Consider the following 22942-nt stretch of genomic DNA (forward strand, 5'->3'; position numbering starts at 1 on the left):
CCTCCGGCGGCGACGGGCCGGTAGTACGACGCCCCGGTACGGCGGGGCCGTGCGACGACACGTAGGGGAGGCAGGATGCGGGTTCCTGCCTCCCCCACGAGGTGCGGCGCCCGATCGGACCCCTGTGGATGTGCTGTTCGGCCACTGGTCGGGCCGGTCACAGATGGGCTAATGTGACCTTTGTCTCTGCCAGTCACGACGATGCCGATCCGGCCACCCCTCCGGGCGGCGTCCGCAGGAGGTTGCCCTGATGGCTCTGGAAGTGATCCCCGAGGAGTTCGTGCAGGCGGCCGCGCTGGCCGCCGACTGCGGTCAGGAGGCCGCCTCCGCCCATGCGGACGGGGAGGGGGCGGGTGTTCTGGGCTCGCCCGTGCTGGCCGCGGCCACGGCCGCCTTCGCGTCGGCACGCACAGATGAGGCGGCGCGGGCCGCGGCCCGGGCCGGGCAGGTGGCCGACGGCGCGCGCGAGGCGCTGGCCCTGCTGACCGGTGCCGATGAGAGGGCCGCCGACGGCGCGCGCGCCCTGGGCGGATCCGTCACGTCGATGACGACGGGCGCCCCCGGAGGAATGGGAGCGTGGCGGTGAGCGTGAGCGCAGAGGCCCTGGCGGGGCCGGTCATCGGCGAGGTGCCGGGCTCGCCCGGGGGAGTGCGCGCCCTGGCGGACTCATGGAGGTCGGCCGCGCGCACGGCGACCTGGAGCGCCGACCTGGCGTACGGTGCGCGCGCGGCCGTCTCATCGAGTCAGGGGCGGAGCGCCGACGCGTGCCGGGAGGCCTCACGGAGCCTGGTGCGCGACCTGGAGAGCATGTCGAGCCGTCTCCTGGCCGGCGCCGGCGTGCTGGAGACGTACGCCGACGTCCTGGAGAAGGCTCAGGCGGCCCTTGAGGACCTGCGTCGTCGGGCTGCGAGCGTGGTGCTGGGGGCGCTGGGCGACCCGGCGGCGGTCGCCGGGGCGGTGGGAGCCCTGGCCGGGATCGCCGGGGCCGCGACGAATATCCGGGCCGCAGTCGGCCTCGCCGCCCGCGAGGCCGCAGCCGCGCTCATGGACGCAGGCTCCGACGATGGGGCCCAGGCAGGTCAGACAGGTCAGCGGGCCTCCGATGGGCGGGGGTTCTGGGACTTCCTCATGGGCAAAGAGGACCCCACCCGCGAGAAGACCGAGTTGAGCGAGGAGGACATCGAACGGATCAGGAGGCAGGCCGATGGGACTGACGGCTGGGGCTCCGTGGACCAGTTCAAAATTGGTGACTGCTACCTGCTGGCGACCCTCCAGGCCTACTCGCAGAGCGAGTCGGGCCGGCAGTACCTGCGCGACCAGATCGAGTGGGATGAGGAGAAGCACGCCTTCATGGTCACCCTCTACGACAACGGCAAGGAGGTCGTGGTCCCGGTCACCGACTACTACGCCAAGGGCAACCAGAGCGGTCCGACTATCATCAATATCTACGAGCGCGCTTACGGCCAGCACTTCGGTAACAAGGACCTGAACGACGGCGGGCGTTCGAAGGACGCGATGAAGACCATCTCCAATCAGGAGGGTGAGCACATCGATACCCATGGTGGCTCGGGATGGCTCGGCTGGCCGTGGTGGGACGATCACAAGTACACTGGCTCGGAGTGGACGCAGATCGAGGGCGCCGTCAACGACGAGCGACCGGTCACGGCCTCGACGAGCGGCGGCGGCACGGTCAGCGATGATCACATCGATGCCGACACGAATAATGACGGAGTCTTCGATGACCGCGACCAGGGTGGCGATTACAAGATCGTCGAGCATCACACGTATACGGTCGAGAAAATCGACGACGAATACGTCACCCTGATCAATCCGTGGGCCAACAACGAAACTTCCGACGGCACCCACGTCGGTGACGGGGGTCGGATCAGGATCACGCGCGAGGAGTATGAGAAGTACTTCCCCGAAACGGATATCGCCCAGAAGACGCCCTAGCCGGCTTCCTCCTGATCCGGTTCAGTGCCGGGGGTGGGACTTCCGGTGCCGTGATGGGGGCGGGGGCCGGTGGTCACGCCCGGGTCGGGGTTGAGATTGAAGGTGATCCGCGGGCCGCTTCCGGGCAGCGGTCTTTGCCAGGGCGGCACCACAATCGGATCAACACCGACCAGCGTGAGGGTCCCCAGACCGTCCACGTAGATGCTCTGCCCCAGATGGAAGGCGATAGCCTGGGAGCCGCCTTCCTCCCGGGCCCGGGATATCTCACCCACCCACTGGCGATTCTCCAGCCGCAGATCCTTGAATCCTATGCTGATTCCCGCGTCCAGCGAGTACTGAGAGACCCAGACCGCATCGGTCGTTGCATTCAGCGTCAGGATCTCGCCCTTCTCGACACCTTCGGGCAACGACACGGAGAAGGGCAGCGGGTACGTCCACAGGAGCCACCCCACCAATCCCATGGCCGCATTCGACAACGCCATGACGACCACGCCCAGCACCGCCCCGAATGTCCGCACCGCACGACGCCCCCGCCGACACCCCGCACCACCGCCCCTGCCACCGATCACATCCGCAGCAGCCTCGGACCCCTCAACCGCAGACCCGACCGCCACGGCAGCTCCACCAGCCCCAGCCGCCCGACCGGCCTCACCACCACGACCACCGCCAGCACCTCGACGCACCATCATCGCCCACTCCGCACTCGCCCGGGAACCAGGAACAACCACATCCTAACCCACCCGCTCCACCGCAGAACGAAAAACCGAGACAACCCCACCGGCACGCCGACACGAAACCCTACAGGCGATTTGTTCCCAGAATTTCCGCAGCTCAATGACGACTACCCCTGATCGCATTCAAGCAGCACGTCGAATCGGGCTTTCCTGCGCGAGTCGGACGACGCCGTCGTCGGACTCGCGCAGGAATGTCAGCCTCGTGCAGAAATGTCCGACTCGCGGTCCCGACGATCGAGCGCGCCGCCGTCGGACCGATCTCGACGCGGAACCGGACCGATCTCGAGCCGGAACTCGACCGATCTCGACGACCGGCGCTGACATCCCAGCCGGTGGTGGTGAGGCGGCGCCGACGGGCTCGGGTGGTCCGAACGCGAGGAACTCCCACCGGTTTCAGCGCCAGACGGCGGCGCCCGGGTCCACTCCGTGCGCGGCCGCGTTGGCGTCGATGATCCCCTTGAGCCAGGCCGCCAGGCCGACCTCGAGCCTGTCGTAGTGAGCGGTGAAGCGCGGGTCGGCGACGTACCCGCGAGCGATGAGGACCTGCTTGGAGTAGGTCGTGTCGAACCACTGGTCGATGCTGGCGCGGTGCCGCTCGGCCAGGGCATTGGCCCGCTCATCGCCGGGCTCGACGCCCTCGCGCATGGCGGCCGCCAGATCGGCCTCGAGGTCACTCGCCTCCTTCGCGACCCGCGCCCAGTCCTCACGGGTCATCGCGTCCTTGCGAGCGGCCGACTGCGCCCACTCGTCGGTGCCGCCCCAGCGCTCCTCCGCCTCCTCCTGCCAGGCGGGATTCCATCCGACGCCCAGGATCTCTGCCTGCTGCTGCGGGGTCAGGTGCTCGCCCATGCTGTTCCTCTCCATCATCGTGTCGACCGCCCGGAGCATCCGGGTCAGGTGAGCGATGCGGGCCCGGAGCAGCTCGCGCTGGCGGACCAGGTGCGCCTCGGCGTCCGCGCCCGGGTCATCCAGGACCCGGGCCACCTCGGCCAGCGTCATCCCGGTCTCCCGGTAGACGAGGACCCGGTGGATCCGGGCGACGTCGTCGGGCCCGTAGAGCCGGTAGCCGGCCCAGGAGCGGGCCGAGGGGACGACCAGCCCGATCTCGTCCCAGTGGTGCAGAGTGCGCACGCTGACGCCGACGAGCGCGGCGGTCCGCCCGACCGTCAGCTCGCAGGGCTCCTCGGCCCCGCCCCATGACCCATTCCGCGTTCGCTCCATGAGCACAGCATCCCTCACGCGCGCCACCCTGACGTCTCACGCCGCGTGAGGGTCAAGCGCGCCCCCTCGCCGAGATCGGTCGAGTTCCGCACCGAGATCGGTCCGGTTCCGGCTCGAGATCGGTCCAGGGAACGGTCCGCGCCGACGGCGGCACGCGCACCCGACGGCGCGAACAGTTGCCGCGGGCCGCGGACCACCGCCACGAGCCGCGAGCCGGACCCGCCCGATCTACGCGGCCTCGGCCTCGTCCTGTCCGCCGTCGACGGGCTCGGGCACCAGCCGCTCCTCGACCCCGCGCACGCGCATGACCGTCCAGTAGCACAGCGACCCGAGCGGTGCCGCGATGAACCAGGAGAACGGGGCCAGCGTCTGCAGCAGCGGCACCGGCACGAGCGCGATGCACAGGGCGATGATCGCCGCCGGGATGAAGGCGATGAGCGCATTCATGTTGATCCCGTGCTGGTAGTAGTACCGTCCGTCGCGCCCCGGCGAGTACAGGTCCCGCAGGTCGATGCGCGCGCGCTTGAAGTAGAAGTAGTCGATGACGAGGATTCCGAAGAAGGGACCCAGAAGCGCGCCCAGGGAGCCCAGGAAGTAGGTGATGGCGGCCGGACTCCCGTAGAGGTTCCACGGCGTCACCACGATCGAGGCGACGACGGCGACGATCCCGCCCACCCGGAAGGAGATCCGCTTGGGATTGACATTGGACAGGTCGAAGGCCGCCGAGACGAAGTTGGCGACGATATTCACCCCGATGGTGGCCACGATGAACCCGAGGCTCACCACGTAGAAGACGATGTCGTTGTCGACCAGGGACAGCAGCTCGCCCGGATCGTGGATGGCGACGCCGTAGGCCTCGATGGCGGCCGCCGAGCACAGGACCGACGTCATGGCGAAGGCGGTCCAGTTCAGCGGCAGGCCGAGCAGGTTGCCCATGACCATCGAGCGCGAGCTCGGCGCGTAGCGGGCGAAGTCGGAGAAGTTGAGCATGAGGGTCGCCAGCGTGCCGACCGTCAGGCCCACGGCGACCAGCACCTGGTGCACCTGCGTGCCGAGAGGCGGCGCCGCGCCGTCGGCATTGACCGTCCAGTGGAACTGCCAGTCGGCCTGGGAGAGCATCCACAGGCCCAGGCCGATCATGATGACCCAGATGGTGGGACCCGCGGCTCCCTGGAAGTGCCGGACCGCCTCCATCCCGCGCCACACGATGATCAGCTGGATGATCGACAGGATCAGGAAGGCCAGCCATCCCGACATCCTCAGCCCGACGAACGAGGCGTCCCATCCCTGCACGACGGGGAACACCCGCATGAGGAGCAGCTCCAGGGAGATGGAGGCGAGGTACGTCTGAATGCCGTACCAGGCGATGGCGACGATGCCGCGGACGATCGCCGGGAAGTTCGCCCCCCAGATCCCCCACGTCACCCTGCTGATGACGGGGTAGGGCGCGCCGGTCTCGTAGCCCATCTGCCCCGATACGCAGCACGCCACGAAGATGATCACCGTGGCGATGAGCACGCCGATGACGATCGCGAGCGGCGTCATCCCCATGAGTGCCCCCGTCCCGATGAACAGGGCGGCGGCGAATGTGTAGTTCGAGGCGTTGTGCGCGTCATTCATCCACAGGGAGAACAGCGAATAGCTGTTCCAGCTGCGGTCGCCCGCGCTCGCCGGGGCCAGGTCATCGTTGAACAGGCGCCCCTCGGTGTCTCCACGGCGCAGTTCGTCGTGGTCGACGTCCAGTGCTTTCATTCTTCTCTCCTCACACCGTTGTCAGGTGGCACGGGCTCTGCGGAAGGCGCGTTCACCGCCGTCGCGGTGGTCGGCTGTCGTCACCGGCCCGTAACGTGACGACGACGGGCGCCTCTTCATCGAGGCGCGATCGGCGACGTGCCGCCTCACCGGCGGCAGGCGGGCGTCCCCGCCCTCGCGACCCCGGCGGCGGGACCGCGAGCGCAGTAACGGTCCCGACGCCGCCGTCCCCTCACGAGCGGCCGGAGCGGGGAGGCCGGGCTCCCGCATCGGGCGGTCGAGACGGGGAGCCGGGGCGCGTCATGGCCGTCGCGGCCCCGGACCCCGCGCCCGAGCGGGAGGGCCGGGCCCTCCCCGGGGCGGCGACGCCGGTGCTGCCGTCGGGTACCGGCGAGCCGCTAGCGGGTCGCCGCGACGGGAGCCCGGGCGCTCAGCCCGACCGCGGTCGGGGCGTCGGCGACCGGGTCCTCGGCGACCTCCTCGAACTCGGTGACGGCATCAATCGCGACACCCATGGAGATGTTCGTCACGCGCTCCAGGATGGCCTCGACGACAACCGGTACGCGGTCCCGTTCGGCGAGCTCCCGCGCCCGCGCCAGCGCGGCGCCGAGCTCGTCGGGAGTGCGCGCGCGGATGGCGTGGCACCCCAGGCCCTTGACGACGCCGACATGATCGACGCCGTAGCCGTCGGTCTCGGGGGCGTTGATGTTGTCGTAGGAGAGCTGGACCTGGTAGTCCATGTCGAAATTGCGCTGGGACTGGCGGATCAGCCCCAGGTAGGCGTTGTTGACGACGACGTGGACGTAGGGGATCCGGAAGTGCGCGGCCACCGCCAGCTCCTCGATGAGGAACTGGAAGTCGTAGTCGCCGGACAGCGCCACCACGGGGGTGCCCGGATCGGCGACGCACGCGCCGATCGCGGCGGGGATCGTCCACCCGAGCGGGCCGGCCTGTCCGGCGTTGACCCAGTGGCGAGGCCGGAAGACGTGCAGCATCTGCGCCGCCGCGATCTGGGACAGGCCGATGGTGGTGACGTAGCGGGTCTCCGGTCCGAAGGCCCGGCACATCTCCTCGTAGACGCGCTGCGGCTTGAGCGGCACGTCGTCGAAGTGGGTCTTGCGCAGGAGGGTGCGCTTGCGCTCGTTGCACGCCTCCACCCAGGAGCCGTAGCGCTCCAGGGGACCGGAGTAGCGCTCCTCGGCCGCCCGGAGCAGGACTCGCAGGGCGGCTCCGGCGTCGGAGACGGACCACAGGTCGGGGGCGAGGACGCGTCCGATCTGGGTGGGCTCGATGTCGACGTGGACGAATCGGCGCCCCTCGCGGTAGACGTCCAGGTTCCCGGTGTGCCGGGCGGCCCAGCGGTTGCCGAGACCGATGACCAGGTCGGATTCCAGGAAGGTGGCGTTGGCGTAGCGCTGCGAGGTCTGGATGCCGACCATCCCCTGGGCGAGCCGGTGGTCGTCGGGGATGGCGCCCCAGCCCATGAGGGTGGAGACGACCGGCACGTCCAGGTACTCGGCCAGGGCGACGAGATCATCGGCGGCGTCGGCGTTGATGACGCCGCCACCGGCGATGAGCAGCGGGCGCTCCGCGGCGTCGAGCATGTCCAGGACACGGTCGGCCTGGGCGCGGGACATGGTGGGGACCGCGACCGGGAGCGGCTCGTAGCAGTCGATGTCGAAGTCGATCCGCGCGACCTGGACGTCGAAGGGCAGGTCGATGAGGACCGGGCCGCGGCGCCCGGATCGCATGAGCTGGAAGGCCTTGGCGAAGGTGCCGGGGATCTGGGCGGCCTCGAGGACGGTCACGGCCATCTTCGTCACGGGCGCAGCCACGGAGGCGATGTCGACGCCCTGGAACTCCTCCTTGCTGAGCATGGGCACGGTCGCCTGGCCGGTGATGCACAGGATCGGGACGGAGTCCGCCGAGGCGGAGTACATGCCGGTGATCATGTCGGTCCCGCCGGGGCCCGACGTGCCGATGCACACGCCGATGTTCCCGGCGCCGGCCCGGCTGTACCCCTCCGCCATGTGGGAGGCGCCCTCGACGTGCCGTGCGAGCACGTGTCCGATCCCCCCGTGGTTCTTCATCGCGGAGTACAGGGGATTGATGGCGGCCCCCGGAACACCGAAGGCCTGGGTTGCGCCTTCCTTCTCCAGAATGAGGACGATGGCGTCCACTGCTCTCATGAGTGTCATGGTTCCTTGCTCCAATCGGTGGGATGTGTGCCGCTGAGCAGCTCCGCGACGCGGACCACGGCGCAGTGGTCCAGGTCGCCCAGGCTGTTGGCGACGGCGATGGCGAATACTTCCTCGACCCGGTCGGCCACCGGCAGGACGCATCCGGCGTCCCGGGAGGCGTCCCGGACAATGGCCATGTCCTTGGCGTGGAGTCGTGCGGTGAAGGTCGGTGAGAGCTCACGCGCGACGACCTGGGGGCCCTTGGCGTCCAGGATCCGCGATCCGGCCAGGCCGCCGGTGAGCGCCCCGAGGGCGACGGCGGGGTCCACCCCCGAGCGCTCCAGGAGCAGGACGGCCTCGCCCAGGGCGGTCAGGGTGGCGCCGACCAGGAGCTGGTTGGCCGCCTTGGCGACCTGCCCGGAGCCGAGCGGCCCGACGTGCGTGATCGAGCGGCCCACGGCCTCCAGCACCGGCCGCGCCCGTTCCAGGTCCGCGTCCCGGCCCCCGACCATGATCGACAACGTCCCCGCCTCGGCCCCGGCGACCCCGCCGGAGACGGGGGCGTCGATGAAGTCGATCCCCAGCTGGGCGCACCGGGCCCCGGCGCTCCGGGCGTCGGCCGGGGAGGTGGTGCTCATGTCGATCATGAGGGCGCCGGGCCCGACGCACCGGGCCACGCCGTCGGGACGCTCGATCAGGTCGCGGACGACGCCGCCATCGGGCAGGACGGTGATGACGACGTCGGCGCCGTCGAGGGCCTCCGCCCAGGAGTCGCCCACCACCCCTCCGGCCCGCGCGAATCGGGCCGTCCTGCCCGCATCGCGGGACCGGCTCGTCACCCGGTGGCCGGCGGCCAGGAGGTTCAGCGCCATGGGCAGTCCCATGGCGCCGAGCCCGACCAGGGCGATCCGAAGGCTCCGCGCGTCCTCAGTAGTGCTCATATCAGCTCCGTCCTCTCCATCAACCTCTTCCGCGGCCCTGCGGTGCGCCCGTCAGCGGACTCACAGCGTCCGCCAGGCCTCCCGCAGCACGCGCTTGGCGTCCGCGACGACCGCGCCGGTGCGCTGGCCGTTCCGCGGCTGCACCTCGAAGGCGACGATGCCGCGGTCGGGGGCGTCCTCGCGCAGATAACCGATGTCCAGCAGGCCCCGGAGGAACTCGCGCACCTCGGGGACGTTGTTCTCGCCGTCGGGGTGGCCGAAGTACGGGTGGAGGTCGCCGTAGTCGGGGTGGCCCGGGTCGCCGATGACGCAGTTGCCGATGTGGGCGTGGTTGATGAAGTCCCGCGTGGCGCTCAGCGCCTGGCGCGGGGTCTCGCCCTGCATGGGCAGGTGGGACAGGTCGACCATGAGGCCGAAGTCCGGGATGGCCTTGCGCACCTCGTAGGCGACCTCGCAGGCCATGCGGTTGGTGCCGACGAGGGCCTTCTTGTCGGTGGAGTCGTCGAAGGTCTCCAGGGACAGGACGAGGTCCCCCTTGGAGCGGGCGTAGCGGCCGAGCTGGACGATGGAGTCGACCAGCAGCTCCAGGGCCCGGTCCCGCTCGTCCGCCGGCGGCCTGGGGCCGGACAGGAAGCCGAACTTGCCGGCGCCGAGCTCGTAGGCCTGGTCGATGCCCTTCTTGAGGACGTCGATGGCGTGCGCGCGCTCCTCCTCGTTCGACGAGTTGAGGTTGAGCCCGCCCTTGAGGACGTAGGGCTGGCCTCCGAAGCCCACGGCCACGCCGGCGGTGCTCAGGATGCCGGCCACGCGCCGGCGCTCGGCCTCGTCGTTGATGCGGGTGACCTCGATGGCGTCGAAGAACTCGTCCTCGACGATCTCGGCGACGGCGTCCGCGACCGGCTCCTCCCCGCTGGCGGCGAAGGGGTAGGCCATGAAGTGGACGATGCCGACCTTCATGTAGTCGTGCAGTGACTCTTTCATACTGTCTCTCCTGAGATTCCTGGTGTGTTCCTGGTGGGTTGTGCGGGTGGCGGGGCGCGGGAGCGCGATGGGCCCGGGTCAGCCGCGGTCACGGCGGCCCAGGGCCCTGCGGGCGGCCCGGGCGATGTCGGCGGCGCGCAGACCGAAGTGGTCGAAGAGCTCGTCCATGGTTCCGGAGACCCCGAAGACGTCCTTGGTGCCGACCCGCTCCAGGGGAACGGGCAAGCGCTCCCCCAGGGCCTCGGCGACGGCGGATCCCAGGCCGTTCAGCACGGAGTGCTCCTCGGCGGTGACGACGCAGCCGGTCCTGGTCGCCGAGGCGATGACCGCCTCGACGTCGAGGGGCTTGATCGTGTGCAGGTGGAGGACGTCCGCCTCGAGGCCCTCGGCCGCGAGCAGCTCGGCCGCGCGGAGCGTCTCGGAGGCCATGCAGCCCGTGGTGAGCAGGGTGACGTCCCCGCCCTCGCGCAGCCCGACCGCCCTGCCGATCTCGAAGGGCGTGCTCTCGTCCGTGACCACGGGGACGGGCAGCTTGCCGACGCGCAGGTACACGGGCCCGTCCAGGGCGTGAACGGCGTGGACCGCCTTGCGCATCTCGACGGCGTCGCACGGCACGACGACGGTCATCTCGGGGATGGCGCGCATAATGCCGACGTCCTCCAGCGGCAGGTGGGTCGCCCCCTCCTGGGCGGCGGAGGTGCCGGCGTTGTGCCCGACGATCTTGACGTTGCGCCCGGAGTAGGCCACCGAGACGCGCACCTGGTCGAAGCCGCGACCGGTCAGGAAGTTGCCGTACGCGTTGGCGAAGGGCACCCGCCCCATCGCCGCCATGCCGGCCGCGGTGCCGATGATGTCGCACTCGGCGATGCCGAGGTCGAAGAACCGGTCCGGGAACCTCTCGCCGAAGCGGTCGGTGTAGTTGGCCTTGGCGCAGTCGCCGTCGAGCACGAAGACGTCGTCGTGCTCGGCGCCGATGTCCAGCAGCCCCTCGATGTAGCCCGCGCGGGGCTCTTGAAGCCGGGTCATCGCAGTTCCTCCAGAGCGGTGGTGAGCTCCTCGTCCGTGGGGGCGAGCCCGTGGTACTTGGCGGTGTTCTCCATGAAGGACACGCCCTTGCCCTTGACGGTGCGGGAGATGATCGTGGTGGGGACGCCCCTGGTGCGGGCGGCCTCGGTGAGCGCGTCGTCGATGGCGCGCAGGTCGTGCCCGTCGATGTCGATGACGTTCCAGCCGAAGGCGCGCCACTTGGCCGGCAGGTCCCCCAGGGACTTGACGGACTCGACGGGCCCGTCGAGCTGGATGCCGTTGACGTCGACGATGGCGCAGACGTTGTCCAGGCCCCGGGCGGCCGACGTCATGGCCGCCTCCCAGATCTGGCCCTCCTGGCTCTCGCCGTCGCCGATCATGACGTAGTAGCGCGCCCCCAGGCCCTCGTACCGGGCCGCGAGCGCGGCCCCGTTGGCGAGCGAGAGCCCCTGTCCGAGCGATCCGGACGAGGAGTCGACGCCGGGCAGGTGGGTGTTGGACGGGTGGCCCTGAAGGCGGCTGCCCATGGCCCTGAAGGTCAGCAGCTCCTCGTGCGGGACGTAGCCGCGCGCGGCCATGGCCGCGTAGTAGGCGGGCGTGCAGTGCCCCTTGGACAGGAAGAACATGTCGCGCTCGTGCCACAGCGGGTCCTCGGGTCGCACGCGCATGTGCCGCAGGTAGAGGACGACGAGCGCGTCGATGGCGGAGAGCGAGCCCCCCGGGTGACCGCTGCCGGCCTTGTGAGTCATCCGGACGATGTCGCGCCGGCACCGGCGCGCGACGTCCTCGAGCTCGGCGAGCTCGGAGTCATTGAGCATGGTTTCCTCCTTGGCCGCGTCCCGCCCGAGGGGGCGGCCCGTCGGGCGGGACGCTGCGGATGGTGGTGACGTGTCGTGATTCAGACCTCGCGGAACGCGATCTCCTGGGCGCCGTCCCACAGGAACTTCTCCCCGAGGGCGGGGAGGTTCTCGGCGCCCTCGACGACGGTGGCAAAGTGGTTCCCCGCGAGCTGGCCCGCCTTCGAGGCGAAGTTGACGTAGCCGTAGGCCAGGAGCAGCTCGGTCTCGGAGACGCCGCCGGGGTAGATGACGAGTTCGCCGGGGTGCGGGTAGCAGGTGCCGTTCTCGGACTCGATGCCCAGGTCGAGGTCGCCCATGGGGATCCAGCCGGCCTGGCCGGACCAGCGGACGTGGATGATCTTGGAGTCGAGCGGGAGGAGCTTGTCGCGGAAGGCCGCGACGGTGGCGGGGGCCGCCTCCTCCTCGTAGCGGGCCAGGAAGGTGAAGCCGCCGGCCTTGATCTCAAGCATGATGCGAGTCCTTTCTCGTGTCGGTTCTCGTGTCGGTTTCTCGGTTCGATGGGGTTGACGGGTCGATGCGCGGGTCGCGGGAGGACGCCGGCGGCGGCTCACAGGCCGAGGATCGCGGTGACCAGGGCCATGCGGATCGAGACGGACTGGAGGATCGCCCGGAAGTAGAGCTGGTGCGGAGTGTTGTCGATCCGCAGGTCCATCTCGCCCGCGCGGCGCGGCAGGGTGTGCGTCACGTAGATCGGGTGCCCCTTGTCCGCCTCCTCCTGGAGCGTCTCGTAGCGCACCAGATAGCGGTCCATGAGGGTCTTGAACTCCTCGGCCTTGGCGCCAGCGGGGGCGGAGCAGCCGGGCAGGTAGATGAGGTCCTGGGTGCGGATGAACTCGTTGAAGGTGTCCTGCTCGAAGTCGAACTCCTCCTTGAGATCGACATCGCCGTAGGAGAGGATCCGCTCCCTGACCTCGGCGGGGGTGCGGCGGTCGGAGTCGGAGCAGATGGTGACGTTGGCGCCGAAGCGGGCCAGGCCCGCGGCCATGGAGTGCCCCGTGCGGGCCTCGATCATGTCCGGCGAGACGACGGCGACGTTGAGTCCCTCGATGCGCCCGAAGCGGCGCCACATGGTGTACAGGTCGAGCAGGGCCTGGGTCGGGTGCTCCCAGTGGCCCCAGCCGCCGTTGATGACCGGGCACTCGGCGGCCCCGGCCCCCCGCCGGGCCTCGTCGGCGTCGTAGTGGCGGATGACGAGGAGGTTGGCGTACTGCGAGACGCAGCGCATGGTGTCCTCGATGCTCTCCTCCTTGGCCACCGAGGAGGTGACCTTGGGGTTGGCCTCGACGATGACGTGGCCGCCCAGGCGCTCCATGGCGGTCTGGAAGCTCATGCGAGTGCGGGTCGAGGGCTGGAAGAACATGAGCGCGAGCATCCGGTCGCTGAGCAGGTCGACCTTCGAGCGGTTGAACAGCTCGAGGTTCTTTCCGAGCTCGAACAGCGAGTAGAGCTGGTCGGTGGTCATGTCGGTGATCGAGATGAAGTCCTTGCCGACGTGGTCGACGGCGTCGACCAGGCCCTTCATCGAGCGCATGTAGGCGGACATGGTGCCTCTCCTTCGAGATTGAGGTGTGTTGGTGCGGTTCTGGTGCGGTTGCGGAGCGGAGGGCCCCGGTTCAGGGACGGCGGATCATGCGGCCGGCCTTGGAGTCGCGATCGACGGTCCGGCCCCGCAGCACGGTCCGCTTGACGACGCCGCGCAGGGTGCGCCCCTGGTACGGCGAGATCTTGTTCTTGTGCTCCAGGGCCTCGACATCGACGACGAAGGTCTCCTCGGGGGCGACGACGGCGAAGTCGGCGTCATTGCCGACGGCGATGGCCCCCTTGCCGGGGACGCGGAAGCTCGCGCAGGGGTTCGCGGCGAACCATCGGGCGATGTCGCCCAGGCCGATGCCGAACTCCTCGCCGGCGGTCCACACCGCCGGCAGCCCGAGCTGGACGGAGGCGATGCCTCCCCAGGCCGTGCCGAAGTCCCCGGTGTCCTTCCGCTTGAGGTCGACGGTGCACGGCGAGTGGTCCGAGGCGATGTGGTCGATGGTGCCGTCCTTGAGGCCCTCCCACAGGGCCCTGCGGTTGTCGTCCTCGCGCAGCGGCGGACAGCACTTGTACTCGGTGGCGCCGTCGGGGATGAGCTCGGAGGCGAAGGTGAGGTAGTGCGGGCAGGTCTCGACAGTGACCCTGACGCCCTCCCGCTTGGCGGCGCGGATGGCCGGCAGGGCCTCGGAGGAGGACAGGTGGAGGATGTGCGTCCGGGCGCCGGTGTCGCGTGCGGCGTCGAGCACCCGCTCGATGGCGGTGTTCTCCGCGGCGCGGGGCCGGGAGGCCAGGAAGGTGGCGTACTCGTCGGTGATCCCCTGGGGCGCCTCGGCGAGGATCCGGGAGTCCTCGGCGTGGACGATGAGCACGGCGTCGAGCTCGGCGAGCGCGGCGAGGACCCGTCTGATCTCGTCGTAGTCGAGGTAGCCGTACTCGTCGAGGCCCGAGTGGGCCGTGAAGCACTTGAAGCCGAAGACGCCCCGGTCCCACAGGGGCGCCAACTGGTCGATATTGCCCGGGACGGCGCCGCCCCAGAAGCCGACGTCGACCGAGAGCCGGCCCGTGGTCGATGCCATCTTGGTCTCGAGGTTGGCGACCGTCGTCGTCGCCGGGCTCGAGTTCAGCGGCATGTCGAGGATCGTGGTGATGCCGCCGGCGAGTCCCGCCCGGGTGGCGCTCTCGTAGCCCTCCCAGGCCGTGCGACCGGGCTCGTTGACGTGCACGTGGGAGTCGACGAGCCCCGGCATGAGGGCCTGGTCGTCGGGGACGACGATCTCCTCGCGGGCGCGGACGGCGGCATCGTCGCCCTCGTGCAGGGCGGTGATGCGCCCGTCGTCGACGACGACGACGGCCGGACGGATCCCGTCGGGCAGGACCGCGCGCCGCGCTCGGACGACGAGCTGGTGCTGCGCGGCCGCGGCTGCGCTCGTCTCGCTCATGGTTGTTCCGGCTGCTCCATCGGTTGTCTTGTCGGGGGTCATGGCCGTGTCTCCTCACGTCCTCGTCATGCGGATGGGGTGCGAATGGGATGCGCGACTGCGATGCGGCGCTGAGGCGGGTCTCAGCGCGCGACCGAGTCGCGGTCGGCGTCGAGGTCGACTGCCGCCGCCTGCGCCAGGGCCTGCGCGATATGGGGGTCGTTGCGCGAGATGAGCAGGTGGATGATCAGGCCGAGGCCGGCCCCGATGAACCAGGAGAAGGGACTGAGGAACCTGCAGAAGTCGACCTGCACGACGGCGACCAGGATCGAGGGGATCGAGGCGATGACGAAGGCCCACACGGCGCGCATGTTCCAGCCGCTGTCGAAGGAGTGCGCCCCCCGGGCCCTGAACAGCTCCGAGACCTGGACCCGCTGCCTGCGCAGGATGAAGTAGTCGGCGATGATGATGCCGAAGAGCGGTCCGAGGACGGCGCCGAGAGCCGCGAGGAACACGTTGATGATGAAGGGGCTGTTGAAGAGGTTCCACGGCGTCATGACCAGCGCGATGCAGGCGGAGATGACGCCGCCGCGCTGGAAGGTGATCCTCGACGGCCAGGCGTTGGCGAGGTCGTAGGCCGGGGACACGAAGTTCGCCACGACGTTGATGCCCAGGGTGGCGACGGTGAAGGTGATGGCTCCGAGCACGATGGCGACGGGGTGGTCGAGGCGGGCCACCAGGTCGACCGGGTCGAAGATGTACTCGCCGTAGATCTGCAGTGAGCCCGCCGTGACGAGGACGGAGACGACCGAGAAGGCGATGAAGTTGACCGGCAGCCCCCACAGGTTCGCCAGCCACACCGCCTTGCGGGAGGGGGAGAATCGCGAGAAGTCGCAGAAGTTGAGCATGAGCGTGGCGAAGTAGGCCACCGTCAGGGAGACGCCCGCGAGAACGGCGTGCGCAGTCCCCCACTGCGACGGGGTGCTGGCCAGGTCGAAGGAGATGCGCCAGCCCGCGAGCTTGAGGACGTAGACGGTCAGGATGAGCATGACGACCCAGACCGCCGGCCCGGCCCAGTCCTGGAACCTGCGGATGGTCTCCATGCCCTTGCGCAGCAGGAGCAGCTGGAGGGCCCACATGAGGATGAATGCCGCCCAGCCGAGCAGGGTCTCCCCGAGGAACCGGGTCCGGCCGATCTCGGTCACGCCCGGCCAGAGGCCGGCGACGAGCACGATGACGGCCCTGGAGGCCAGCCACGTCTGGATGCCGTACCAGCAGATCGCGACGAAGCCGCGCAGCAGCGCGGGCAGGTTCGAGCCGATCGTGCCGAAGGTGATGCGGGCGAGCACCGGGTAGCACAGTCCCGTCTTCTGGCCGGCGAATCCCACCAGGTTCATGAGGAGGAAGACGATGACGATGCCGACGCTCAGCGAGGTGAAGACCTGCGCGGCGCCGAGGCCGAGGGCGAACAGGCCCGCGGCGAAGGTGTAGCCGCCGATGGAGTGGATGTCGCTCATCCACATGGCGAACAGGGAGAAGAATCCCCAGTCCCGGCTGCGGGCCGGGGCGAGGTCGTCGTTGATGAGGCGCGGATCGATGTCGGCGACCGGTTCCGGGGTCGTCGGCGCTCGGTCTTCTGCTGGTGCGGTCATGAGCTCTCCTGTGGGTCGTGCCGGGCTCCTTTGCCCGGGCTTGCTGTGCTGGTCGGCGCCGACCGGTGACGGTCAGCGGGTGATGACAGTGCCGGCCCTGCCGTCGACGGCGTCCCGGAGCCTGGCCAGGGAGGTGATGACGACCCTGCGGCCGCCGTTGAGGAGGAAGTTGACGGCCGCCTGAACCTTGGGGGCCATCGACCCCTCGCCGAACTGCCCCTCGGCCAAGTGGCGCTCGGCCTCCTCGACGGTCAGCTCGCGCAGGTCGATCTGCTCGGGGGTGCCGTAGTTGAGGCTGACGGCATCGACCGCGGTGCAGATGGCGAAGTCGTCAACGCCCAGCTGGTTGGCCAGCAGCGCGGAGGCGAAGTCCTTGTCGATGACCGCCTCGACGCCGACGTACTCGGTGCCCTCGCGACGCACCGGGATGCCGCCGCCACCGCAGGCCACGACGACGCAGCCGGAATCGACCAGTGAGCCGATGACGCGCCGCTCGAGGATGTCGAGGGGCTGCGGCGAGGCGACGACCCGCCGCCATCCGCGGCCGGAGTCCTCGCGCAGGACCCAGCCGTCCTTCCGCTCGTGCTCGCGGGCCTCCGCCTCGTCCATGAAGGAGCCGATGGGCTTGCTGGGCTCGGCGAACGCCGGGTCGTCGGGGTCGACCAGGCTCTGCGTCACCACGGCGACGACCTGGCGGTCGATGCCCCGCTCGGCGAGGCACCCTCGCAGGTTCCTGGTGAACAGGTACCCGGTGGCGCCCTGCGTGTCGGCACCGAGCACGTCGAGGGGGAGCGCGGGCAGCTCGTCGAGCGCGAGCTCGGCACGGCGCAGGAGGAAGCCGACCTGCGGCCCGTTGCCGTGGGTGATGACCGGTGTGTAGCCGGCGTCCACGAGTGCGGCGATGCACCTCGAGGACTCCTGGATGGAGGCGCTCTGGCTCTCCACGGAGATCTGGTGCTTGTCCCTGATCAGTGCGTTGCCGCCCACGGCGACGACGATTCCCTTGGTGATCATGATGTCCTTCCAGCGACGACGTTGTTGCGGAAACGGGGTGGTGCGGGTGGGCCTCAGCGCGCGGACAACGGCCAGCCGCTGATCCTCTTGGGACGTGGCGGCGCGAAGGTGCGGACCTTGGAGGTGGTCAGACGCAGGTCGGTCAGTCCCTCGGCGAGCTTGACCGCTGCGGTGACACCCTCGACGACGGGGACGCCGAGGTCGGCGGCCAGCCGCTCATCGAGTCCGGCCATGCCTCCGCAACCGAGGACGATGACCTCGGCGCGGTCCTCCTCGACCGCCAGACGCGCCTGCGCGACCACCGCCCGGCGGGCGGCGTCGGCGTCCTCCAGCTCCAGCACGCCGAGCCCCGAGGATCGCACGGAGGCGCAGTGGGCGCTCAGCCCGAAGCACGCCAGCCGGTCCTCGATGCCGGGGACCGTGCGGTCCAGCGTGGTGACCACCGAGTACCGGCGCCCGACGAGCATGGCCAGGTGGGCGGCCGCCTCGGTGATATCGACGACCGGCACGTCGAGGAGCTCCATGAGCCCCTCCTTGCCGTGCTCGCCGAAACCGGCCTGGATGACGGCGTCGAAGTCTCCGACATGGGTGACAACGGCGTCCATGACGCCGACCGCCGCCATGTAGGACTCGACGTTGCCCTCGACCGAGTCGGCTCCGAAACTCGGCGTGAGCTCGACGATCTCGGTGCCGGGCCGTGCGACGACGCGCGCCGCCTCGGCGATGGAGCGGGTCATCGAACGGGTGGTGTTCACGTTGACTGCGAGGATCTTCACGGCCTTGCACTCCTCACGCATGAGTCTGTGTCCGGGACTGCACCATTACAGACCCTTGACCTCTGAGTTCGGACCTCTGAGGTGTCTCTATTACACCTCTCGCGCCCTCCGTTGGCAACCCCCTGAGGCCGTCGTCTTCAAAATCGTCGAGACGGGACGCGGCGGCGCCGGTCGTTCCGCCCCGCCGGCGCTGGGCGTCGACGGCCCGCATCCGGATGGGCGAGGCCCGCTGCGCGCCCGGCGGGACGCTCGACGAGGAGCCCGCGCCCGGAGGACGGAGCCGCATGAGCCGAGCCGGTATGAGGTGCGACTCGGAGGAGCTCGCGCCCGGACGGGCGAGGCCCGCGCCATCCACCGGGCTCAGTACGACGAGGGGCGCTGCCGGCCGGCAGCGCCCCTCGTCGTACTCGTCCGCTGGTCGGGCCCCTCAGAGCCCCGCGCGTCGCAGTTGGTGGAAGGCAGTGGCCACGCTCACGACGAGCGAGGCGAGCGCGCAGCCGACGACGACCGGCAGAGATCCGGCCGCGGCGGCGAAGAGGATGAACATGCTCAGGATGGCGAGCACCGCGAAGACGACGGCGACGACGGTCACAGTGGTGTCGGTCTGCGACGTCGCGACGGGGGCCTCGTCGAGCGGCCTGTCCGAGGGCACGGCGCGGAGACGGGCCGAAGACGGGTGGCTCGCGGTGGCATCGAGGGCTACGACAGACATGGTTCCCTGCTTTCTTCGAAGACGAAGGTGCGGGGCACGGCCGTGCCCCGCACGGCTGTGTGTACGTCCTTCTTCACTCGGACCTGCCGCCAATGTACAACACCTCAGAGCACTGAGGTATGTCGTATCCATCACGAGCGCACGTCGGTGCGGAGGGCCGACCCGCGCGGGGCAGACTCGAGACTCTCGGGCGCGGGCTCGTCGATCGCGGCGACGGGGCCGCCCGCGCGAGTTCGAGCCGGACACGGGTCGCAGTAGGCAGGAGGCGGGTCGCACGGGCCACCGGGTCACATGGACCGGAACATCGCCTCCACGTCGATGACCCCGCCCTCCGACTCGAAGTCCGCCCGGACCTGCTCGCGCAGGTCGGCGTCGTCGAGGTAGTCCGCGACCACCGCGGCCAGCCCGTAGGCGCCGTCGAGCACCGCGGCATCGCCCGTGGGCGAGCCGGCGGCCTCCTCCATCTCCCGGGTGTGCAGCATGAGCGACTCGTCCCCCACGCTCACCAGCGGATGGATCCCGGGAAGGCGGACCGAGACGTTGCCGAAGTCCGTACCCGCCGCGATCGACTCCGTGACCACGCCGAAGGGCAGCGGCTCGCGTCCCCGCTCGCGCTGGGCCCTCACCCAGGACCGCAGCAACGGCCGGTTGTCCCGCACGGGCATCTCGTTGGGCGACCCGTCGGCGATGATCTCGACGCCGACCCCGGCCATGAGCCCGGCCCCGCGGAACACGTCCGACACGCGCCGGAACAGGTCGACGAGCGTCTCCGGGTACTTCGAGCGCACGCGCGCGCTGACCTCGGCCCGCTGCGGAATGATATTGGGAACCTGGCCGCCGTCGACGATGACCGCGTGGACCCGATCCGTCGGCGACAGCTGCTGTCGCAGCATGCTGATGCCGTCGAGCGCCAGCACCGCCGCGTCGAGCGCGTTGCGGCCCATGAACGGTGCGGCCGAGGCATGCGCGGGCACGCCCGTGAAGACGACCCGGAAGCGCCGGGCCCCGAGCCAGGTCTGACGGGTCAGGTCGTAGCCGTAGGAGTGGGCCATGACCGCGGCGTCGACGCCGTCGAAGGCCCCCCTGCGCGCGAGGATCTCCTTGCAGGTCGAGTTCTCCTCCGCGGGAGTGGTCTGGAGGACGACCCGCCCCGGCAGCCCGCCGTCGAGCTCGCGGTCGACGGCCGCGAGCGCGAGGAAGGCGCCGACCGCCTGGGCGCACATGACGTTGTGGCCGCAGCCGTGCCCAATGCCCGGCAGGGCGTCGTACTCGCAGAGGATGGCCACGGCGGGGGCGCGGGCGTCATCGATCGCGCCGACCTCGGCGCGCAGGGCGGTCGCCACGTCGAAGACGCCGTCCTCGTGGTCGATGCCGTGGCTCTCCAGAAGGGCCCCGACGGCCGCCATGGCGTAGTGCTCGTTCCACCCGGTCTCGGGGTGGTCGTGGACGTCGTGGGACAGCCCGACCAGCTCGGGGCCGAGTCCCTCGAGCAGTCGACCGAGGCGCTCATGCCGGCCGGGCGGCGAGCCCTGGCCGTCGTCGAGGGCCGGCGGTGCGGACAGGGCCACGGCCCGCTCCCGCGTCTCGGCGCGCATGTGCTCGATGTAGGCCCCCGTCGGAACGGTCGGCCGGGTCGCTCCGACGCTCACGATCGCACCTCCCGCGCGCGGGTCGGCGGATGGGGACTCATCGAGGCGGAGCCCGGAAGCAGCATGACGCACTCCTTCGTTGCAGATTAGACCTCTGAGGTCAGGATAACAGGTTGTTCCACCGGCGCTCCGGTCCTACAGGTTCTCCGAGACCTCGTCGGCGCGGCGCTCGCGTGCGGCGAGAATGTCCTCGCGCGTCTGCGTCATGTGCTCCTGCATCAGGGAGACCGCCAGGTCCTCGTCCTGCTCCTCCACCGCCGCCAGGATCTCCCTGTGCTGGGAGTCCACTCGGCTCCGCACCTCGCCGGACTCGGTCGCGCGGAACCTCGCCCCGAGCAGGGCGTCCCGGTAGGGGTGCACCGCCGAGGAGACGAACTGGTTCCCGGTGGTTCCCAGGATCGCGTCGTGGAAGGCGTAGTCGATGCCGACCAGAGCCTGCACGTCGTCGGCGTGGTCCGCGACCGCGTACTGCTCCACGCAGCGCCGCATCTCGGCGAGATCCTCCTCGGTGCGGTTGCGCGCCGCCAGGCGGACCGCCCCCACCTCGATCATCTCCTCGACGCCCAGCACCTTGACCTCGACCTCGACGGCGTTGCCCTCGTGCGCCGAGACGTACATCAGGTAGCGCAGCTCGCCCCAGCGGAAGCGCGGCAGCAGGAAGGTTCCCCGCCCGTGCACGACGTTGAGCACGCCGCCCAGCGAGAGCGTGCGGACCGCCTCCCGCATGGTCGGCCGTGACACGTCGAGGAAGCGCGCCAGATCCGCCTCGGCGGGCAGGGGATCCTCCTCGACGAACGTGCCGTCGACAACGGCGTCGAGAATCTTCTTCACTGCTCCGGCGACCATGTCGACGGCCATCCGACCTCCCTGGGACTCGGCACGGCAGTGTACGGGGTACATCGGTGCGCGTGCGGAATACACGCGCTCCGGCGAGGGGGAATGCAGTCGACGACGACATTCGGTCCGCGTTGGAACGGTGTCTCTTCGAGCGACAGCATCTCATCACGACCGCCGTCGCGCACAACGGGCCGACGGCGCCCCGCCCGTCGGAGCGCCGTGCCGCGGCCCTCACGCCACGAGATCGTCCACGAGCCGGGGGCGATCCCCCAGCGCCCGGACACGGCCGCGGTAGACCAGCGCGACCGTCCACACGAGCACCACCAGCACCGCCTGCACACCCCTCGACCATCCGATGGGGGGCAGGACGAGCACGGCCACGCCGGCCGCCACGCACTCGGCGGTGTTGAACAGGACGTCGTAGATGGAGAAGGCGCGCCCGCGGTAGGCATCGGCCGTATCGGCCTGCACGATCGTGTCGACCGCGATCTTGGCGCCCTGCACGCCGACCCCGAAGACGAGGAGCCCCGACGCCACCGCGGTGAGCGCGTGCGTCGTCACGAGGACGAGCTGCCCCGCGGTCCCGCCGATCAGGCACATGACGACCCAGGACGACGGCGACACCCGCTCGTGGGCCAGCGGGGTGAGCACGACGGCGAGACCGTGCCCGGCCAGCATCGCGCCCATGAGCGTGCCGAAGACCGCCAGCCCGGCGTCGGCGTCCTCGGGCACCGCCAGGAGGTTCCTCGCCATGAGGATCAGCGCGATCAGCTCCATGCCGTACACGAAGCGGTGCAGGGCCATGGCGGTCAGGGCCAGTCCGGGCGTCCCGCGTCGCACGAGGTAGCGCACGGCGTCGGTCAGATCGCCCGCGGTGGCGGCGACCGCCGACGCCAGGCCCGTGCGCCGCCCCGTCCGCTCCGGCCCCAGCTCATCGACGCCCAGGCGCGAGACGACCCCGGCCGCCAGCACGTACAGCCCGACGGCGACCACGAGGCTGCCGGTGTCCTGAGCGGTGCCCGCGGGGAGCAGCAGGCGCAGGAGCAGACCGAGGACGCCGCCCACCGCGGTGGCCGCGCCGCCCAGGGTCGGCACGATGGAGTTGGCGACCAGCAGGCGCTCATGGTCGATGACCTGCGGCAGCCCGGCCGACAGCACGGACAGCAGGAAGCGGTTGATGCCCAGGGCCACCAGGACGAGGACGTAGACGACCGGCCCGATCCCCGCGATGCTCAGGTGCACCGCGGTGGCCGCGATGAGACCGGCCCGCACGAGGTTGCCGATCAGAAGGGTCCGGCGCCGCCTCCACCTGTCGATGAAGGGGCCCGCGAAGGGGCCGACGACGGAGAAGGGCAGCAGCATGACGACCAGCGCGGCGGCGACACCGGCCGCATCCGTCATGTTCTGCGGCTGGAAGAAGAAGAGAGTCGCCAGCCCGGCCTGCACCATCCCGTCGCCGGACTGGGAGACGAGACGGACGCCGAGCAGGGTGCGGAAGGCCGGGACGGTGGCGAGGTCTCTGAGGTCGGCGGTCAGGCGCATGGGGCAAGACTCGCACCCGCGCCGCCCCGGCGGGACCCCCGCGCGAGCGGGCATGATCCCCGTTGAGACGGAACGGGGGCCGAATCAGGACTGAAGCAGCCCCGCCCCTCCGGCCCGGCGCCCGATGCGGGCCCATTCGCACGTCGGTCGCGCACCCCCCT

General features: G+C 70.3%; 20 protein-coding genes. 2 read left to right on the forward strand and 18 right to left on the reverse strand.

Translation table 11 applies throughout. The features are described from left to right. Nucleotides 1–250: 250 nt before the first annotated feature. Entirely contained in the window at nt 251–586 is a 336-nt protein-coding gene (locus G448_RS0112085; RefSeq protein ID WP_026408188.1) for a hypothetical protein, read from the forward strand. Continuing rightward, nucleotides 583–1953, forward strand: coding sequence for a C2 family cysteine protease (locus G448_RS16540; RefSeq protein ID WP_245572323.1), 1371 nt, complete (start codon nt 583–585; stop codon nt 1951–1953). The genes G448_RS0112085 and G448_RS16540 overlap by 4 nt, the downstream gene beginning before the upstream one ends. Here the strand turns inward: G448_RS16540 and G448_RS0112095 are convergent. The 18 genes from G448_RS0112095 to G448_RS0112185 all read right to left on the reverse strand — a co-directional run bounded on the left by G448_RS0112095 (nt 1950) and on the right by G448_RS0112185 (nt 22781). After that, nucleotides 1950–2453: a hypothetical protein gene (locus G448_RS0112095; protein ID WP_026408189.1), complete on the reverse strand. Its 504-nt coding sequence runs from the start codon at nt 2451–2453 to the stop codon at nt 1950–1952. The two genes, G448_RS16540 and G448_RS0112095, sit on opposite strands and share 4 nt — an antisense overlap. A gap of 627 nt (nt 2454–3080) precedes the next feature. Beyond that, nucleotides 3081–3908, reverse strand: a complete 828-nt coding sequence (locus G448_RS0112105) for a MerR family transcriptional regulator (RefSeq protein WP_245572324.1) — start codon at nt 3906–3908, stop codon at nt 3081–3083. 228 nt (nt 3909–4136) lie between these two features. Then, nucleotides 4137–5660 (reverse strand): NCS1 family nucleobase:cation symporter-1, encoded by a 1524-nt coding sequence (locus G448_RS0112110; protein WP_026408191.1) that lies wholly within the window; start codon nt 5658–5660, stop codon nt 4137–4139. A 398-nt stretch (nt 5661–6058) separates the two neighbouring features. Then, nucleotides 6059–7858, reverse strand: a complete 1800-nt coding sequence (gcl, locus tag G448_RS0112115; protein ID WP_026408192.1) for a glyoxylate carboligase — start codon at nt 7856–7858, stop codon at nt 6059–6061. Further along, entirely contained in the window at nt 7855–8781 is a 927-nt protein-coding gene (locus G448_RS0112120; RefSeq protein ID WP_026408193.1) for an NAD(P)-dependent oxidoreductase, read from the reverse strand. The genes gcl and G448_RS0112120 overlap by 4 nt, the downstream gene beginning before the upstream one ends. A 60-nt stretch (nt 8782–8841) precedes the next feature. After that, complete coding sequence (locus G448_RS0112125) at nt 8842–9762, reverse strand: sugar phosphate isomerase/epimerase family protein (RefSeq protein ID WP_026408194.1); 921 nt, start codon at nt 9760–9762, stop codon at nt 8842–8844. Nucleotides 9763–9840: 78 nt separating this feature from the next. Continuing rightward, a complete protein-coding gene (locus G448_RS0112130) occupies nt 9841–10788 on the reverse strand; it encodes a transketolase family protein (protein WP_026408195.1) in 948 nt (315 codons plus the stop codon). Further along, complete coding sequence (locus G448_RS0112135) at nt 10785–11606, reverse strand: transketolase (RefSeq protein ID WP_026408196.1); 822 nt, start codon at nt 11604–11606, stop codon at nt 10785–10787. Before G448_RS0112135 ends, G448_RS0112130 begins: the two co-directional genes overlap by 4 nt. A gap of 80 nt (nt 11607–11686) precedes the next feature. Beyond that, nucleotides 11687–12097 carry a DUF3830 family protein gene (locus tag G448_RS0112140; protein ID WP_026408197.1) on the reverse strand — a complete coding sequence of 137 codons (411 nt, stop codon included), beginning with the start codon at nt 12095–12097 and terminating at the stop codon, nt 11687–11689. 98 nt (nt 12098–12195) lie between these two features. Continuing rightward, nucleotides 12196–13191 (reverse strand): aspartate/ornithine carbamoyltransferase family protein, encoded by a 996-nt coding sequence (locus G448_RS0112145; protein WP_026408198.1) that lies wholly within the window; start codon nt 13189–13191, stop codon nt 12196–12198. A 70-nt stretch (nt 13192–13261) separates the two neighbouring features. Beyond that, entirely contained in the window at nt 13262–14662 is a 1401-nt protein-coding gene (gene allB / locus G448_RS0112150; protein ID WP_245572325.1) for an allantoinase AllB, read from the reverse strand. 80 nt (nt 14663–14742) lie between these two features. Further along, on the reverse strand, nt 14743–16251 hold the full coding sequence (locus G448_RS0112155; RefSeq protein ID WP_026408200.1) for an NCS1 family nucleobase:cation symporter-1: 1509 nt from the start codon (nt 16249–16251) through the stop codon (nt 14743–14745). A 72-nt stretch (nt 16252–16323) separates the two neighbouring features. Continuing rightward, nucleotides 16324–17265, reverse strand: coding sequence for a carbamate kinase (arcC, locus tag G448_RS0112160; protein ID WP_026408201.1), 942 nt, complete (start codon nt 17263–17265; stop codon nt 16324–16326). 53 nt (nt 17266–17318) lie between these two features. Next, nucleotides 17319–18041 (reverse strand): aspartate/glutamate racemase family protein, encoded by a 723-nt coding sequence (locus G448_RS0112165; protein ID WP_026408202.1) that lies wholly within the window; start codon nt 18039–18041, stop codon nt 17319–17321. 427 nt (nt 18042–18468) lie between these two features. Further along, the gene (locus G448_RS0112170) at nt 18469–18753 is read right to left on the reverse strand and encodes a hypothetical protein (protein ID WP_026408203.1); all 285 of its coding nucleotides are present in this window, start codon (nt 18751–18753) and stop codon (nt 18469–18471) included. Between the two features lie 287 nt (nt 18754–19040). Beyond that, nucleotides 19041–20348 carry an amidohydrolase gene (locus G448_RS0112175; RefSeq protein WP_051269078.1) on the reverse strand — a complete coding sequence of 436 codons (1308 nt, stop codon included), beginning with the start codon at nt 20346–20348 and terminating at the stop codon, nt 19041–19043. A 189-nt stretch (nt 20349–20537) separates the two neighbouring features. After that, nucleotides 20538–21260: a FadR/GntR family transcriptional regulator gene (locus G448_RS0112180; RefSeq protein WP_026408205.1), complete on the reverse strand. Its 723-nt coding sequence runs from the start codon at nt 21258–21260 to the stop codon at nt 20538–20540. Nucleotides 21261–21470: 210 nt separating this feature from the next. Next, entirely contained in the window at nt 21471–22781 is a 1311-nt protein-coding gene (locus G448_RS0112185; RefSeq protein WP_026408206.1) for an MFS transporter, read from the reverse strand. Between the last annotated feature and the right edge of the window lie 161 nt (nt 22782–22942).

Origin of the sequence: Actinomyces gerencseriae DSM 6844, assembly GCF_000429265.1 — a bacterium.
In the GTDB taxonomy this organism is placed as follows: domain Bacteria; phylum Actinomycetota; class Actinomycetes; order Actinomycetales; family Actinomycetaceae; genus Actinomyces; species Actinomyces gerencseriae.

Excerpts from the sequence above, each read along its gene's own strand:
- gcl (WP_026408192.1), bottom strand. The coding sequence starts at position 7,858 with ATGACACTCATGAGAGCAGTGGACGCCATCGTCCTCATTCTGGAGAAG.
- G448_RS0112175 (WP_051269078.1), bottom strand. The coding sequence starts at position 20,348 with ATGCGCGCCGAGACGCGGGAGCGGGCCGTGGCCCTGTCCGCACCGCCG.
- G448_RS0112105 (WP_245572324.1), bottom strand. The coding sequence starts at position 3,908 with ATGGAGCGAACGCGGAATGGGTCATGGGGCGGGGCCGAGGAGCCCTGC.
- G448_RS0112135 (WP_026408196.1), bottom strand. The coding sequence starts at position 11,606 with ATGCTCAATGACTCCGAGCTCGCCGAGCTCGAGGACGTCGCGCGCCGG.
- G448_RS0112145 (WP_026408198.1), bottom strand. The coding sequence starts at position 13,191 with ATGTCCGCCTACATGCGCTCGATGAAGGGCCTGGTCGACGCCGTCGAC.
- G448_RS0112120 (WP_026408193.1), bottom strand. The coding sequence starts at position 8,781 with ATGAGCACTACTGAGGACGCGCGGAGCCTTCGGATCGCCCTGGTCGGG.
- G448_RS0112130 (WP_026408195.1), bottom strand. The coding sequence starts at position 10,788 with ATGACCCGGCTTCAAGAGCCCCGCGCGGGCTACATCGAGGGGCTGCTG.
- allB (WP_245572325.1), bottom strand. The coding sequence starts at position 14,662 with ATGACCCCCGACAAGACAACCGATGGAGCAGCCGGAACAACCATGAGC.
- G448_RS0112110 (WP_026408191.1), bottom strand. The coding sequence starts at position 5,660 with ATGAAAGCACTGGACGTCGACCACGACGAACTGCGCCGTGGAGACACC.
- G448_RS0112180 (WP_026408205.1), bottom strand. The coding sequence starts at position 21,260 with ATGGCCGTCGACATGGTCGCCGGAGCAGTGAAGAAGATTCTCGACGCC.
- arcC (WP_026408201.1), bottom strand. The coding sequence starts at position 17,265 with ATGATCACCAAGGGAATCGTCGTCGCCGTGGGCGGCAACGCACTGATC.
- G448_RS0112085 (WP_026408188.1), top strand. The coding sequence starts at position 251 with ATGGCTCTGGAAGTGATCCCCGAGGAGTTCGTGCAGGCGGCCGCGCTG.
- G448_RS0112125 (WP_026408194.1), bottom strand. The coding sequence starts at position 9,762 with ATGAAAGAGTCACTGCACGACTACATGAAGGTCGGCATCGTCCACTTC.
- G448_RS0112140 (WP_026408197.1), bottom strand. The coding sequence starts at position 12,097 with ATGCTTGAGATCAAGGCCGGCGGCTTCACCTTCCTGGCCCGCTACGAG.
- G448_RS0112185 (WP_026408206.1), bottom strand. The coding sequence starts at position 22,781 with ATGCGCCTGACCGCCGACCTCAGAGACCTCGCCACCGTCCCGGCCTTC.
- G448_RS0112170 (WP_026408203.1), bottom strand. The coding sequence starts at position 18,753 with ATGTCTGTCGTAGCCCTCGATGCCACCGCGAGCCACCCGTCTTCGGCC.
- G448_RS0112155 (WP_026408200.1), bottom strand. The coding sequence starts at position 16,251 with ATGACCGCACCAGCAGAAGACCGAGCGCCGACGACCCCGGAACCGGTC.